The organism is uncultured Oscillibacter sp., assembly GCF_900546705.1.
GTDB lineage: Bacteria > Bacillota > Clostridia > Oscillospirales > Oscillospiraceae > Oscillibacter.
In genome coordinates this window covers 1-15,107 of sequence record NZ_URDP01000025.1, presented here as the reverse complement: position 1 = coordinate 15,107, position 15,107 = coordinate 1, and the positions used below count along the sequence as shown (strand labels likewise).

The window sequence follows — 15,107 nt, the reverse complement described above, 5'->3', positions numbered from 1 at the left end:
TCCTGTTTTGCTTATTATATCGGCAGGCGGCGGGATTGTCAATGTGAGGCGGACACCGCAGGATAATGCTCCGGCAAAATCACCGAAGCGGAGTAAAGATTTTTATCCATAATTTCAATTGATAATTTAATTATTGGACGATATAATTTCAGTATACTTAAAAAAATAATGAAAAAATTTAAGCAAAACAAAAAGGAGGGTGCGTTTTTTCAGCGGAATTCATGCATGGAATGGAGACCGGGAGAACGATGCTCCCGATCAGAAGAAAGAGTGGAGGAAATTTATGAAAGGAAAACACATATCCAGAACGATCCAGAGCATTGCGGCACTTTTGTTCATTTTTGTCCTTGGCAACTTCATCCCCACCTGGTCCACGGTCAGCCGCATGGGTGTTCAGTATATCTGCATCATGGTCGGCTGGATTTGGCTTTGCGTGCTGTGCGGCGGACTGCTGCTGCCGTCGGCCATGGCCATGGTAGGCTGTCTGCTTCCGGGGTATTTCACACCGGCCACGCTGGTTTCCGCCACCCTGGGTAACACCATTACTGTGCTGATGATTTTCATCTTCATTCTGGTGTATATCTTCCAAAAGTCCAAGACCGGTGACTTCCTGGTTCGCTGGATGCTCTCCCGCCGGATGGTCAATGGACGCCCGTATCTGTTTACGGCGGTATTCCTGGTGGGAATCGTGGTAATCGGGTCGGTGATCGGCTCTTTCGGCATCATCCTTTTGACCATCGCCATTCTGGGCGCCATTTGCGATGTGTCCGGTATGGAAAAGACAAACGACTGGGTTCGCTTCATGCTTTTGTCTGTGGTGGCGCTGTCCGGTGTGACGGAGATCATGTATCCCTTCAAGCCTTATGCGGTGCTGTACAACAGCATTTTTGACGCCCAGCTGACCGCGGTGGGCACGCAGGTGAGCGGAACCACCTGGACCATTACAGCGGTTGTGATTTCCGTTTTGAGTCTGGTGCTGCTGATGCTGCTGGCGCGGTTTGTGTTCCGGTTTGACATGAGCCGGCTCAGAAGTCTGGACGTGTCCCTTCTGCAGACGGAGGAATTCAAGCGGATGTCCAAGCAGCAGATCATCGTGCTGGTAAGCGTCATCATCACGTTTTTCTACCCCTTCATTCTCCAGATCATGCCGCAGGGGAATGTGGTGTACGATCTGCTCAACAACGTGGGGCAGTATTTTGCCATGGCATTTGTGGTGTGCCTGCTGTGCCTGATTCCGGTGGACGGCGAGCCCATCTGCGAGATCAATGAGGTGTTCAAAAACGGCACCAACTGGGGCATTATCTTCGGTGTGGGCGCGGTGCTGGCACTGGGCGGCGCCCTGTCCTCCGACGAGGCTGGCGTCTCCAACTGGCTGCTGTCCATTTTTGAGAACCTGTTCGGCGGAATGTCTCCTGCGGTGGTGATTGCCATTGTGGCGGTACTGGGCTGCTTTGTCACGCAGTTTTTCTCCAACTCCGCCACGGCGATCCTGTTCCTCACCGCGCTGGCGCCCCTGTCCGTCTCCTTGTACCAGCAGGGGGTCAATGTGTCTGTGTTCCCGCCTATCATCGGCATCGGGACCCTGACTGCCTGCCTGCTGCCCTCCGGTTCCGGACAGTCGGCCATTATGCTGGGCACGGATATTTTTGCCGGCGACGGCCAGAAGTGGGCACTGTCCAAGGGAATCCTGGTGCTTCTGGCGGTCACGGTGGGCATCGTTGCAGCAGGTGTACTCTGCATTACCATTTTGTAAATAGGAGATTGGCATGGATAACGTAATTCGAGTTGTTAAGCGCGGCAGCTTTCATGTGGGCGGCGAGAAAGTCAAGCTGGAGAACGCGCCGGTGGAGGACTATCCCTATAACGGGCAGTTCGTGTTTCACAGCGATCCCAACGGTACCCATTGGGTCAAGCAGATGTATGTGCAGTACACACTGCTGGATGCGCCGAAGGCACCGTATCCGGTGCTGATGTGGCATGGGGGCGGATTGACCGGCGTCACCTGGGAGACCACGCCAGACGGACGAGAGGGCTGGGATACCCTGTTCCTCCGGGCCGGCTTTGACGTGTACGTCTCCGACGCGGTGGAGCGTGGGCGCGCCAGCTGGGCCAAATTTCCGGAGGTCAATGCCACACCGCCGGTGTTCCATACCTTTGAGGCCAGATGGCTGAACCTGAAAATGGGGCCGGAGTATCCCGTTCCCTACGAGGGAAACCGCTTCCCAACGGCGTATTACGACCAGCTGATGATGCAGGGGGTTCCCCGCTGGATCACTTCGGACGAGTGGACCATGGACGCCTACGAGCAGTACCTGCTGCGCATGCGCCAGTGCGTGGACGGTGTGATTCTGCTGGCCCACAGCCAGGGGTGCATTTTCGCCCAGCGGGCGGCAGCGAAGTTTCCCGATTTTGTCAAGGCACTGATTTTGGTGGAGCCTGCCGGAATTCCCGCGGACGGCCCCCTGTACCCGGCAACCCGGGAGATTCCCCAGCTGTTTGTTCTTGGAGACTACATGGCCGACGGGTTTGAGCCGGTCCACGCCTGGGTACGCTCCTTCCGGGAGAATCTTCCCACCATGCGGAGCTCCCTGGAGTCGGCAGGGACAGACTACACCTGGATGAGTCTGCCGGAGATGGGGATTCGGGGCAATTCCCATATGCTGATGATGGACAACAACAACGCGGAAATCGCGTATATGATTTTCCACTGGCTTGAGGAGAAAGGGCTGGGCCGCCGAAAGGCACCGACCAAATATGAATAATTTGTAAATATTCTTTACAGCTGCTTGAAATATGACAACTTGTCATCTATGATACATGACAAGTTGTCATATTTCTTTTTGGCACCGCGTAAATTAGGCTTGACCTTCCTCCGGCTGGAAGGGGTAGACCTGAGGAAAAGGCGGAGGTCATTTCGTTATAGAGAGAGGAGTGAGGCGTATGCCCAGCGCCACGTTTTGCAATCTGCCCCAGGAAAAACAGGAGAGACTGCTGGCGGCGGCCTCCCGGGAATTTTCCCGGCGGCCGTTCAGCGAGGCATCCATCAACCAGATCATCAAGGATGCGGGGATTCCCCGCGGGAGCTTCTACATGTACTTTGCGGACAAGGAGGATTTGTTCCGCTATGTGATGGAGGGCTATGTGGACCAGCTGCTGGCGGTGGTGCGGGAGAGCATCCTGCATGCCGGCGGTGATCTGTTTCAGGGAATGCTGGATCTTTATGACTATGTCCAGCGGCGGCGTCAGCAGCAGGGAGTAGGCGAGATGGGCACCGTGACGGCGGTCATCGCCTGCAACAGCGGATTGCAGCAGAACATGCTGCTGGGCCTAATCAGCCGGGAACGGGTTGTGGACCGCCTGCGGGACGCGGTGGCGGCGGACACGCTGGACCTGCGGGGAGCGGAGGATCTGGGGGATATCCTGGCGCTGGTGCTCTCCGTGACGGGGCCGCTGCTGCTGCGGGGCGTCTCCGGGACTGAGCAGGACAAGACCCGGCAGCATCTGGTGAATTTGCTGGAACTGTGCAGGCGGGGGATGGCGCTGGACAAGGGCGTGCCCTCCGGTGAGAGAAAAGGAGAATGACCATGGAAAAAGAACAGCTGATGGAGACGGCGGCCCCGCAGACCGTGCCCGCCAACGAAAAACGGAAAAAGAGATGGCATCTGCCCGGCAAAAAGGGGAAAAAGCGGCTGATTGCGCTGGTGGCGGCGGCAGCGGTGGTGCTGGCCGCGATCCGGCTGCTGCCGGGGAAACAGCAGTCTGCGGCGGCGGTCTACCAAAGCGACACCGTCCAGCGGCGGGACATTTCCGTCTCCGTCACCGGGACGGCCACGCTGGAGCCTGCGGACGCCTATAATGTAACCACGCTGCTCTCCGCCACCATTTTGACCGCGCCCTTTGAGGAGGGGGATCTGGTGGAGAAGGATACCCTGCTCTACACGCTGGACAGCGGCGATGCCCGGGACTCCGTCAGCCGGGCCAATATCTCCACCCAGCAGGCCCAGCTGAGCTATCAGCAGGCCCAGGAGGCCCTGCAGCCTACCGTGCCGATCTCCGGTACCATCGGCGAGGTCTACGTCCGCGACGGCGAGAGTGTCAACGCGGGGGATCAGCTGGCGCGGATCGTGACCAGCACGGACATTACCATTGACTTTTTGTTCATCTACGTCTCGCCGCAGGATTTCTATGTGGGAGAACCCGCCACGGTGTTTCTGGACGGCATGGAGGGCAGCGTCCAGGGAACGGTGGCCTCTGTCTCGGACTCCACCGCCGTCACCAGCAACGGAAAACAGGGCTGCTCTGTGCGGGTGAAGATTGATAACCCCGGCGCCATCTCCGACAGCTACACGGCCTCCGCCGTCATCGGCAGCTATACCAGCTACGGAAACGCCTCCGTAAATATGCCTGCCTCTGCGGTGGTCTACGCAGGCAGCTCCGGTACGGTTACCGGCTTTTCCAAACTGCTGGGCAGTTCGGTGACCAAGGGGGACGTGCTGTGCACCATTGACTCCGAGTCCGGCCGCACGCAGCTGGAAAACGCCCGCCTGTCCCTGGAGAGTGCCCGGCTGTCTGCCTCCTCCGCCCAGGGAAATCTGGACGACTATACCATCAAGTCCCCCATTTCCGGTACGGTGATCGAAAAAACCTTCAAGGCCGGCGACAAGGTGGACGGCGTTACCTCCGGCAACCTGGCAGTCATCTATGACCTCAGCTGCCTGAAGATGGATATGAGCGTCAATGAGCTGGACATCTCCAAGGTGCAGGTGGGACAGACGGTGGAGATCACCTGCGATGCCGTCATGGGTCAGACCTTCACCGGAACGGTGGAAAAGGTCAGCGTCAACGGAACGACCACCGGCGGCTTTACCACTTACCCGGTGACCATCTCCATCGCGGACTATGGCGAGCTGCGGCCGGGCATGAATGTCTCGGCCACCATCCTCTGCCAGACGGATGCGGACGTGCTGACCATTCCCGTAGGAGCGGTGAGCCGGGGCAACACCGTGCAGGTGGCTCTGCCCGGCGCCCTGGCGGAGGACGGTGTGACGCTGGCGGACCCGGCCAAGGTGGAGCAGCGCAGCGTGACGCTGGGCGCCAACGACGATAGCTACATCGCCATTACCTCCGGACTGGAAGAGGGCGAGACGGTGCTCTACCAGGAAGAGATTCCGCAGATGGGAGGCTGACACGGTGGAGCATCTGATTGAACTGCGGGATGTGTATAAGATCTACCAGATGGGTGACGAGGCCGTGCACGCGCTGGACGGCATCAGCCTGACGGTGGATCCCGGGGAGTTCGTGGCCATTGTAGGCTCCTCTGGCTCCGGCAAGTCCACGGCCATGAACATCATCGGCTGTCTGGATGTACCCACCTCCGGCACTTACCATCTGGGCGGGCGGGACGTGTCCGCCATGAACGATGACCAGCAGGCCGAGATCCGAAACAAGATGCTGGGCTTCATTTTCCAGCAGTACAACCTGATTCCCAAGCTCACCGTGCAGGAAAATGTGGAGCTGCCGCTGCTGTACGCGGGCGTGGGCGCCCAGGAGCGACGGGCCCGGGCCGCGGAGGCGCTGGAGCGGGTGGGGCTTGCGGAAAAGCACCGCAATCTCCCCAGCCAACTCTCCGGCGGCCAGCAGCAGCGGGTGTCCATCGCCCGGGCACTGGCGGGGCATCCGTCGCTGATCCTGGCCGATGAGCCCACCGGTGCCCTGGATTCCCGCACGGGCCGGGAAGTGCTGGGCTTTTTGCAAAAGCTCAACCGGGAGGGGGATACCGTGGTGCTCATCACCCACGATAACTCCATCGCCGTCCGGGCCCGACGCATCGTGCGGCTCCAGGATGGGCGGATCATCTATGACGGGGACGCATCGGACCCCCGTGCGGTGGTGCGCTCGGACGAGGCGGGAGGGGAGGAACCGGCATGAATTTCACACAGTCGTTCAAGCTGGCGATCAAATCTCTGCGCACCAGCAAGATGCGCGCATTTCTCACTATGCTGGGCATCATCATCGGTGTGGGAGCCGTCATTATCATCATCTCTCTGGGAAACGGCCTCAAACGCATGGTGGATGAGCAGGTGGAACGAGTGGGCATCACGCAGGTTTACGCCTATACGTGGGGATTGGGTGATGGCACCACCGGCAATGTGTCTCCCGAGGAGATGTACGAATTGGTGGAGAGCCGCCCGGACCTGTTCGAGGGAATCACCCCCTGGGTGAGCGCCGGCCAGGGCATCCGCATTGGCGGCGAGGAATATCAAAAGACCGGCATTTACGGCGTCAGCGAGGCCATGTACCGGCCTTCCACCGGCACCACCCTGGACGGCGGCATACTGGCGCGGGGAAGGTATCTCCAGTATGTGGACGTGGCCACCCAGAGCAAGGTGTGCGTGGTGGGCGCCTATGTGGAACAAACTCTTCTGGGCGGCGACGCCCTGGGCAAGACTGTCTCCATCCAGGGAGTCCCTTACACGGTGGTGGGCGTGCTGGCCCAGAGCAGCGAGACCATATCCGAGGGCGGCAGCGACGACCGGCTCTATATCCCCTATCCCAATGCCATGCGCATCTCCGGCTCGTCCTACGTCTCCCTCTATCAGATCACGGCCGTGTCCCGGGACGCGGTGTCCCAGGCCCAGGCGGTGCTGACGGACTTCCTCCGGGATTTTTACCACGACACGGACGGAAGCCTGGTGTATAACGCCTACTATGTGCAGACCATGCTGGAGCAGGTGGAGCTTATCAACACCATGATGGGCGTTGCCATGATGGTGCTGGTGGCCATCGCCGCCATCTCCCTGCTGGTAGGCGGCATCGGCATCATGAACATCATGCTGGTGTCCGTGACCGAGCGGACCCGGGAGATCGGCATCCGAAAATCCCTGGGGGCCAGGCGGCGGGACATCCGCCGACAGTTCATCATCGAGGCGGGCACCACCTCCGCCATCGGCGGACTGCTGGGCATCGCCTTCGGGTGTCTGGTGGCCATGGGGGTGGGTACGCTCATCGGCGGCATGGTGGCCGCCCAGATGGGCGGCAATGCCGCCTTTTCGGCCACGCCCACCCTCTCCGCCGTGGCGGTGAGCTTTGGGGTGTCCGTGGGCATCGGCGTGCTGTTCGGGTATCTGCCGGCCAACAAGGCCGCCTGTCTCAACCCCATTGACGCTTTGCGCTATGAATGAAGAGAGAACCGGCAAACGCCGGTTCTCTCTTTTTGAGCGATTAAAAAAATCTGCCGCATCCAAACTTTTTTTGCCGCTCCATCGTCTGTCAGGCAGAAAGCACGAAAGGATATGAGCCTATGACGCATATCGCACAATCGGAACTGACTGCTTATCTGGTGGAAAATCAGGCGCGTTTTTACCGTTTGGCATACAGCTATCTCCATGACAGGGAAGAGGCCTTGGATGCAGTACAGACCGCTGTCTGCAAGGCACTGGAAAAGCAGGATGGCCTGAAAAACGCCGACGCCATGCGCACCTGGTTTTATCGGATTTTGGTCCATGTATGCACGGATCAGCTGCGCCGGCGAAAGCGCGTGGTGCTGGTGCCTCGGGAGGCCCTGGACACAGGCAGCTACGAAGACCCGCTTCCCGCCGACGGGACCCTTGCCCAGCGGGTGGAGGGACTGCCGCCGGAGGTGGCCACCATCGTCAAACTGCGGTTTTACGAGGATCTGTCCCTCAAGGAGATCAGCGCCGTGGTGGACTGCCCGCTGAGTACGGTGAAGACCCGCCTGTACACCGGATTAAAAAAACTTCGTATCGAACTGGAAGGAGCGCAGGAGAGATGAACGATTTCCGCACAGCCAAAGAGGCATATGAGAACATCCCCATTCCCGAGGAACTGAACGAACGGATACAGGCGGGAATCCGGCAGGGGAGCGAGGCTTACCGCCGCGCCCACCGCCGCCGGGCTCTGCGCCATACCCTGACCACGGCGGCCGCCTGCTTCGTGGTGGTCGTGGGTGCGCTGAACCTCTCGCCCACCGTGGCAGCGGCTGCTGCGGACGTGCCCGTTCTGGGGGGACTGTTCCGGGTTCTGACGGTCCGCAGCTATCAGGATACCAATGGCGACCGCACCGTGGAGGTGGAGCAGCCCGCAATAGAGGGCGGCGCCCTGGCCAGGCAGGCAACGGAGGAGATTCAGGAGCGGGTGGACGAGAAGATTGCCCAGGGCGAGGAACTGATTGCCCAGTACAAGGAGGCGTTTCTGGCCACCGGCGGCACAGAGGAGCAGTGGGAGGAAAAGAACAACACCGTCAGCGTCACCTATGACATCAAATCCCAGACTAGCACCACCGTCTCTTTCGTAGTGGACAGCTATGTCTCCATTGCCAGCGCCTACCAGGAGCAGGTATATTACAACCTGGATCTGGCATCGGACCGGGAGATCACCCTGGCCGATCTGCTGGGGGAGAACTGGGCGGAGATCTGCAATGAGAGCATCCGCATCCAGATGGCCGAAAGTGAAGATCCCTCCGTGTTTTTCCCGGAGGACATGGGCGGCTTTACCACGGTGGATGAGACCACATCCTTCTATATCAATGAAGCAGGCAACCCGGTGGTGGTGTTTCCCAAGTACACTGTGGCCATCGGCGCTCTGGGCAATGTGGAATTTGAGATTGTAAAATAGTGGAAAAGCTCTCCGGGCTGCCGGTCCGGGGAGCTTTTTTAGGGGTTGTGCCGGGGACGCGGGGGGTGTATGATAAGGAAAATTTGAAAATGGAGGATACCGCCATGAAGATTGCCCACAGTATCACGGATTTGATCGGCCATACGCCGCTGCTGGAGCTCTGCCGCTACGAGTCTGCCCATGGCCTGGAGGCCACGATCCTTGGAAAGCTGGAGCGGCAGAACCCCGCCGGCAGTGCCAAGGACCGGGTCGCCGCCGCCATGATCGACCAGGCGGAGCAAGCGGGACGTCTGGCGCCGGGCGGGACCATCATCGAGCCCACCTCCGGCAATACGGGCATCGGCCTTGCCGCCGTGGGGGCAGCTAAGGGCTACCGGGTGATCCTCACCATGCCGGACACCATGAGCGTGGAGCGGCGCAGCCTCATCGCCGCCTACGGCGCCCAGATTGTGCTCACGCCCGGCGCGGAGGGCATGGCGGGCGCTGTTGCGAAGGCAGAGGAACTGGCAGCCTCCATTCCCGGCAGCATCGTGGCCGGGCAGTTTGAAAATCCCGCCAATCCGGCAGCCCACATGGCCACCACCGGCCCGGAGATCTGGACCGACACGGACGGCCGGGTGGACATCTTTGTGGCGGGCGCCGGCACCGGCGGGACGCTTACCGGCGTGGGACGGTACCTGAAAAAGAAAAATCCCGCCGTGCGCATTGTGGCGGTGGAGCCGGCTTCCTCGCCTCTGCTGACGCAGGGATGGGCAGGCGCCCACGGGCTTCAGGGCATCGGCGCCAACTTCGTGCCGGAGAATCTGGACCGGTCGGTGCTGGACGAGATCATCCCCGTGACGGATGAGGACGCCTATGCTGCCGGGCGGGAGCTTGCCCGGCGGGAGGGCATCCTGGTGGGCATTACCTCCGGTGCGGCGGTCTGGGCGGCGGCGGAGCTTGCCCGGCGTCCGGAGAACCGGGGCAAAGTGATTGTGGCACTGCTGCCGGACAGCGGAGAGCGGTATTTGTCCACACCCATGTTCCAGGAGAAATGAAGAAAAAAAAGAGAGACGCCGCAAGGCGTCTCTCTTTTTTTAGAACGGGCTGGATCAGACAATGCCCTGGGCCAGCATGGCGTCGACGACCTTCTTGAAGCCGGCGATGTTGGCGCCGACCACCAGGTCTCCGGTCACGCCGCAGTCCTTGGAGGCATCGTAGATGTTGTGGAAAATGTGCTCCATGATGCTCTTGAGCTTGGCGTCCACTTCCTCGAACGTCCAGGAGTAACGCATGCTGTTCTGGCACATCTCCAGAGCGCTGGTGGCCACACCGCCGGCGTTGGCAGCCTTAGCGGGGGCAAACAGCAGCCCGGCCTCCTGGAACACCCGGATGGCCTCGGGACGGCAGGGCATGTTGGCACCTTCCGCCACAGCCATGGCGCCGTTTTTCACGATGGTCTTGGCGATGTCCTCGTCAATCTCGTTCTGGGTGGCGCAGGGCAGAGCGATGTCGCAGGGGATGGTCCAGATGCCCCGGAAGCCCTCGGTGTAGGTGCTGCCGGCGACCCGCTCGGCGTACTCCTTGATGCGGCCCCGGTGGCCCAGCTTGATGTCCTTGACCACATCCAGCTGGATGCCGTTGGGATCGTGGACAAAGCCGTTGGAGTCGCTGAGGGCCACTACCTTGGCACCCAGAGCCATGGCCTTCTCCGCGGCGAAGATGGCCACGTTGCCGCTGCCGGAAATGACCACGGTCTTGCCGGCAAAGCTGTCGTTCTTCATGCACTTGAGCATTTCGGCGGTCAGGTAGCAAAGGCCGTAGCCGGTGGCCTCGGTACGGGCCAGGGAGCCGCCGTAGGTCAGGCCCTTGCCGGTGAGGATGCCGGCCTCGTGGGCGTCGCGGATGCGGCGGTACTGGCCGAACAGGTAGCCGATCTCACGGGCACCCACGCCGATGTCGCCGGCGGGCACGTCGGTGAACTGGCCGATGTGGCGATAGAGCTCCGTCATGAAGCTCTGGCAAAAACGCATAACCTCGGCGTCGCTCTTGCCCTTGGGGTCGAAGTCGCTGCCGCCCTTGGCGCCGCCGATGGGCAGGCCGGTCAGGCTGTTTTTGAGGATCTGCTCAAAGCCCAGGAACTTCAGAATGGACAGATTGACGGTGGGATGGAACCGCAGACCGCCCTTATAGGGGCCGATGGCGGAGTTGAACTGGACACGATAGCCCCGGTTGACCTGCACCTTGCCCTGGTCGTCCACCCAGGGTACCCGGAAGGTCACCACGCGTTCGGGCTCCACAAAGGACTCGATGACGCCGTTGGCCTCGTACTCGGGGTGCTTATCCACAATGAGATCCAGGCTTTCCAGAACCTCAAGAACTGCCTGATGGAACTCTTTCTGGTCGGGGTCCCGGGTGACAACCTGGGAGTATACCCGCTGTAAATACTCGCTGTTCAACATAACCATTACCCCTTCTGTGTGTAGTTTTATGCGCATAAGATACCTTATTTAGAATAACGGATATGCCCGAGCTTACACAAGGTTTAAATTTCCTAAAATCACAAAAAGTTAAGCAATCGTTTTCCTCCAATTTTTACAAAAAAAAGAGGCCCTTGCCGCAGTGCGGACAAGGACACTCTTTTTTGTGCTTGAAAGGTGCACGTCACTGGGGGTCCATGGCCTGGCGCAATTTGTCGGTGACGGCGCCTTCAAAAATGCGGGTGGCGTGGCCGTGGAGGGTCTCCAGCCCGGCGGCGGAAAGGGTGCAGGGCACATTGCCGTTCATGGAAAGGTCCATGTCGAAGATGAACTTGACTTCCGGGTCCTGCGCCGCGCCGGGGGCGTTGTTTTTCACCCGGCCGGGACCTGCGTGGATCTTTGCCCGGCAGCTGGAGTCCAGCTGGAACAAAAGGTCGCTGGCGCAGTTGAGGAAGTTCTCCTCAATCACGTCCGGCTGGCACAGGGGACCCACATAGGCAGGGGAGATCAGCTCCGCCCACTTGGCCTTCTCCAGGCCCAGCTTGGAGCGGGTGAAGATGTTCACATACCGCAGGCCCACCCGCTGGAAATAGGCCGGCTGATAGATCTTGATAAAGGCGGCCAGAGGCTTGTCCAGGTGGCGGGCAAACTCCTCCCAGCCGGTGTAGTGCAGGGTGGAAAGCGCGATGAAATTCTCCGTGAGATTCAGCTTCCACTGGTTGTCGGCAGAGAGAAAGTTGTAGTTGGTGACGGGAGGCTGCTGCTCCACTTTGGGGGCCGCACCGGCAGCGGAGAGGGTAATCTTGGGCGGCGTTACGTCCTGACGGCGGACATACTGGGGAAATTCTGCGCGAATGGCCTCCTGAAAGGTGGCCGGCTCTACGGAATTGATGGAGAGAATGGTGGGAAACCGCAGCTGGCAGATGACCTCATGGGCCGGAGCGTTGCGGTAAATCGTGCGGGGATGTCCTGAAAACAGCATGGGGCATGCTCCTTTTCTATGGAATTATCCCCATTGTAGTCCGCCGGGCGGCAAAAGTCAAATCACAGGTAAAACCGGTGGCAGCCGATGGTGGTCAGGTAGGTGCGGTTGGCGTTGATCCAAGTGCCGGGAGAGAGGGCCGGTGCATAAAAATACAGCGCACCGTCCACGGAGGTCTCCCCGTCCAGCACCCGGGCGGCTGCCTCCAGGGACAGGTGATAGGGGTGGTTGTAGACGGTACCGTTTTCCACCGGCTCGAACTGCACGGCGTACTGGCGGTCAAAGACCACGCCGGCAATGGAGTCTGGGAACTGGCTACTTGCCACCCGGTTCAGAACTACGTTGCCCACGGCAATCTGGCCCTCCAGAGGCTCCCCCTGGCTCTCGGCACTGATGATGCGGCTGAGCCAGTAGTAGTCCACGGCGTTGTAGGCGGCGTCAGAAGAGGTCACGGCGGCGCCGGAGAGGTAGCCGTCCCACTCCACCTGAGCGCCCAGCAGCTCACCCACCAGCCGCAGCGGGACCACGGTGCGGCCCTGCTCCACGGACACCTTACCGCTGCGGCTGACACCGTCCAGCGTGATGGTGTCGGCGGTGGGATCGGCGGTAAGGCGGCGGTCACCGGAGACGGCTACTGCCGTCCGGGTACCGGCGTCCCAGGTGAGGGTCCAGCCGCCCAGCGTATCCAGCAGATTTCTCAGGGGCACATAGGTCACGCCCTGGCGTACAATGCCGCTCCAATCCAGAAGATGGCCGTCTATCTGGACGGGAACCGTGCGCTCTGTCCGGACGGTCTCCTCCGCCGGTGCGGCAGCAACCGCCTGGGCGGGCGTGGAGAGGAGCATAGCGGTCAAAAGACCGCAAAAAATACTTCGTTTCAAAAAAGTCACATCCTTTTTGCGGGATTTCAGAAGAAATCATACCGTTTTTTTTACTTCTGGGCAACCCACAAATCCTGGCAGCGACGGCAGAGACTGCCGGAGACCCTGCGCCGGTGAAAAAATAATCCCGCCTCCACATACATTGGAGACGGGAGAGGGGGACGGGCGGATGGACGCAATGGACTGGAGCAATGGTGTGTATGCCCTGGCGGTGGCCATGGCCCGGTGCATGACTCAGGAGGAGCTCTCCCGGGCGGCGCTGGTGCTGACCCAGCTGGGCACGACGTTGGGAACCATGGCGGCGCTGCGGGAGCTGGATGACCGGGAGAACAGCACGGACGAATAAACAGAGCGGGCAATCCTTGCCCGCTCTGTGGGGTTATTTTGCCAGTGCCGCAGCCAGGCGCTGTGCCACGGCATCCAGGAATTCTTCACTGGTGACAGTCCGGGTGGGGAAATCCGGATCGGCCAGGGCGGCCAGATCGCCGGTCATGACACCGGATTTCAGGGTATCCAGGGAGGCCTGTTCCAGGGCGTTGCCGAAGGACACCAGATCCTCCAGGCCGTCCAGCTCACCCCGGCGGCGCAATGCGCCGGACCAGGCGAAGATGGTGGCCATGGGGTTGGTGGAGGTCTTCTCTCCCTTGCGATAGCGGTAGTAGTGGCGGGTGACAGTGCCGTGGGAGGCCTCGAATTCCATGGTGCCGTCGGGGGCCACCAGCACGGAGGTCATCATGGCCAGGGACCCGAAGGCGGCGGCCACCATGTCGCTCATCACGTCGCCATCGTAGTTTTTCAGCGCCCAGATGAAGCCGCCCTTGGAGCGGATGACCCGGGCCACCGCGTCGTCGATGAGGGTGTAGAAATAGGTGAGGCCCAGCCGCTCAAACTCCGGCTTGTAGGTAGTCTCGTAGGCCTCCTCAAAAATCCGCTTGAACTCCCCGTCGTAGCCCTTGGCGATGGTGTCCTTGGTGGAAAACCACAGGTCCTGCTTCTGGGCAATGGCGTAGTTGAAACAGCTGTCGGCAAAGGCACGGATGCTCCGGGCGGTGTTGTGCTGAGCCTGGAACACAGCGGGCCCGTCCACGGCCTGGACCGTGAGGGAGGTTTCGCGGCCGCTCTGGCCCCGGAAAGTCAGCGTGGCGGTGCCGGGCTCCTCCGTCACCAGATCCACCGCCTTGTACATGTCGCCGTAGGCGTGGCGGGCAATGGTGATGGGAGCTTCCCAGGTGCGTACTGCCGGGTGGATGAAGGGCAGCAGGATGGGGGCGCGGAAGGCGGTGCCGTCCAGAATGGCGCGGATGGTGCCGTTGGGGCTCTTCCACATCTGCTTGAGCTGGGGGTACTCCTCCATCCGCTGGCGGTTGGGGGTGATGGTGGCGCACTTGACCGCCACGCCCAGACGGCGGGTGGCAAGGGCCGCATCCACGGTGACCTGGTCGTCTGTCTCGTTGCGGTGCAGCAATCCCAGGTCGTAATATTCCGTTTTCAGATCCACAAAGGGGAGAATCAGCTTTCCCTTGATCCATCCCCAGAGAATCCGGGTCATCTCGTCGCCGTCCATCTCCACCAGCGGCGTGGTCATTTGAATCTTTTCCATATCAGTCAGCCCTCTTTGCGTAGTAGTTCATGAGGCACCCGTCCAGCAGGATTTCCTTTTCCTCCGCGGTCAGACCCCGCACATGGAGCAGGAGGTCCGCCACGGTTCCGTCGGTACGGATCACCTTGGCGGGGATATTCTCCTTGCCGTCGGATACCGCCTCCCGGATGTGGGGGACGAACACGCAGTCGCCGCTCTCATAGGGGAAGGGGGTGCCGCTGTCCAGGGTGAATGGCAGCATGCCCCAGTTGATGCAGTTGGAACGGTAGCGTTTAGTGGCAAATTCGTAGCATATATTGGCCAATCCGCCCAAGACCTTCTGACAGGAGGCAGCCTGCTCCCGGGCGGAGCCATCGCCGGGCCGGTTGGCAAACACGCAGGAGCCGAACTGAGTCGTCTCCATCAGCGCCGCACCGTCGCCCACCTTGTCCAGGATCTCCAGGAGACGGGCGGGGGCGTCGCCGCTGCGCCGCCGGGCCTCCAGCTCTGCGGCCGCCTTGGCCCGGCCCACATAGGCCGGCTCCCGGCGGGAGAGGGTGAACTCCGCCAGG

14 protein-coding genes and 1 pseudogene are annotated in these 15,107 nt (G+C 60.6%); 10 read left to right on the top strand and 5 right to left on the bottom strand.

Going from position 1 to position 15,107, the window contains the following annotated elements; all coding sequences use genetic code 11:
* Nucleotides 1-283: 283 nt before the first annotated feature.
* The 9 genes from QZS13_RS06655 (at nucleotide 284) to cysK (ending at nucleotide 9,671) form a co-directional block, all read left to right on the top strand.
* A complete protein-coding gene (locus tag QZS13_RS06655) occupies nucleotides 284-1,753 on the top strand; it encodes an SLC13 family permease (RefSeq protein WP_295587152.1) in 1,470 nt (489 codons plus the stop codon).
* Between the two features lie 13 nt (nucleotides 1,754-1,766).
* Nucleotides 1,767-2,762, top strand: a complete 996-nt coding sequence (locus QZS13_RS06650; protein ID WP_295587151.1) for an alpha/beta fold hydrolase — start codon at nucleotides 1,767-1,769, stop codon at nucleotides 2,760-2,762.
* A 178-nt stretch (nucleotides 2,763-2,940) separates the two neighbouring features.
* On the top strand, nucleotides 2,941-3,582 hold the full coding sequence (locus tag QZS13_RS06645; RefSeq protein WP_295587150.1) for a TetR/AcrR family transcriptional regulator: 642 nt from the start codon (nucleotides 2,941-2,943) through the stop codon (nucleotides 3,580-3,582).
* 2 nt (nucleotides 3,583-3,584) lie between these two features.
* A complete protein-coding gene (locus QZS13_RS06640) occupies nucleotides 3,585-5,186 on the top strand; it encodes an efflux RND transporter periplasmic adaptor subunit (protein WP_295587149.1) in 1,602 nt (533 codons plus the stop codon).
* 4 nt (nucleotides 5,187-5,190) lie between these two features.
* The gene (locus QZS13_RS06635) at nucleotides 5,191-5,928 is read left to right on the top strand and encodes an ABC transporter ATP-binding protein (RefSeq protein WP_366557942.1); all 738 of its coding nucleotides are present in this window, start codon (nucleotides 5,191-5,193) and stop codon (nucleotides 5,926-5,928) included.
* On the top strand, nucleotides 5,925-7,181 hold the full coding sequence (locus QZS13_RS06630; RefSeq protein ID WP_295587148.1) for an ABC transporter permease: 1,257 nt from the start codon (nucleotides 5,925-5,927) through the stop codon (nucleotides 7,179-7,181). The genes QZS13_RS06635 and QZS13_RS06630 overlap by 4 nt, the downstream gene beginning before the upstream one ends.
* Nucleotides 7,182-7,300: 119 nt before the next feature.
* On the top strand, nucleotides 7,301-7,792 hold the full coding sequence (locus tag QZS13_RS06625) for an RNA polymerase sigma factor (protein WP_295587147.1): 492 nt from the start codon (nucleotides 7,301-7,303) through the stop codon (nucleotides 7,790-7,792).
* Nucleotides 7,789-8,634 (top strand): RsiV family protein, encoded by an 846-nt coding sequence (locus QZS13_RS06620; protein WP_295587146.1) that lies wholly within the window; start codon nucleotides 7,789-7,791, stop codon nucleotides 8,632-8,634. Before QZS13_RS06625 ends, QZS13_RS06620 begins: the two co-directional genes overlap by 4 nt.
* 104 nt (nucleotides 8,635-8,738) lie before the next feature.
* The gene (cysK, locus tag QZS13_RS06615; RefSeq protein WP_295587145.1) at nucleotides 8,739-9,671 is read left to right on the top strand and encodes a cysteine synthase A; all 933 of its coding nucleotides are present in this window, start codon (nucleotides 8,739-8,741) and stop codon (nucleotides 9,669-9,671) included.
* A gap of 54 nt (nucleotides 9,672-9,725) precedes the next feature.
* Here cysK and gdhA read toward each other — a convergent pair whose 3' ends face one another.
* From gdhA to QZS13_RS06600, 3 genes are all read right to left on the bottom strand, one after another.
* Nucleotides 9,726-11,075 (bottom strand): NADP-specific glutamate dehydrogenase, encoded by a 1,350-nt coding sequence (gene gdhA, locus QZS13_RS06610; RefSeq protein WP_295587143.1) that lies wholly within the window; start codon nucleotides 11,073-11,075, stop codon nucleotides 9,726-9,728.
* A gap of 202 nt (nucleotides 11,076-11,277) precedes the next feature.
* The gene (locus QZS13_RS06605; RefSeq protein WP_295587141.1) at nucleotides 11,278-12,075 is read right to left on the bottom strand and encodes a TIGR04255 family protein; all 798 of its coding nucleotides are present in this window, start codon (nucleotides 12,073-12,075) and stop codon (nucleotides 11,278-11,280) included.
* 62 nt (nucleotides 12,076-12,137) lie between these two features.
* Nucleotides 12,138-12,965, bottom strand: a complete 828-nt coding sequence (locus QZS13_RS06600) for a cell wall hydrolase (protein ID WP_295587139.1) — start codon at nucleotides 12,963-12,965, stop codon at nucleotides 12,138-12,140.
* A gap of 160 nt (nucleotides 12,966-13,125) precedes the next feature.
* Between QZS13_RS06600 and QZS13_RS06595 the strand changes: the two genes are divergently transcribed.
* On the top strand, nucleotides 13,126-13,302 hold the full coding sequence (locus QZS13_RS06595; protein WP_295587137.1) for a DUF6774 domain-containing protein: 177 nt from the start codon (nucleotides 13,126-13,128) through the stop codon (nucleotides 13,300-13,302).
* A gap of 33 nt (nucleotides 13,303-13,335) precedes the next feature.
* Here QZS13_RS06595 and QZS13_RS06590 read toward each other — a convergent pair whose 3' ends face one another.
* A complete protein-coding gene (locus tag QZS13_RS06590) occupies nucleotides 13,336-14,556 on the bottom strand; it encodes an NADP-dependent isocitrate dehydrogenase (RefSeq protein WP_295587135.1) in 1,221 nt (406 codons plus the stop codon).
* A gap of 1 nt (nucleotide 14,557) precedes the next feature.
* Nucleotides 14,558-15,107, bottom strand: a pseudogene (locus QZS13_RS06585) (hydratase); the annotation flags it as partial.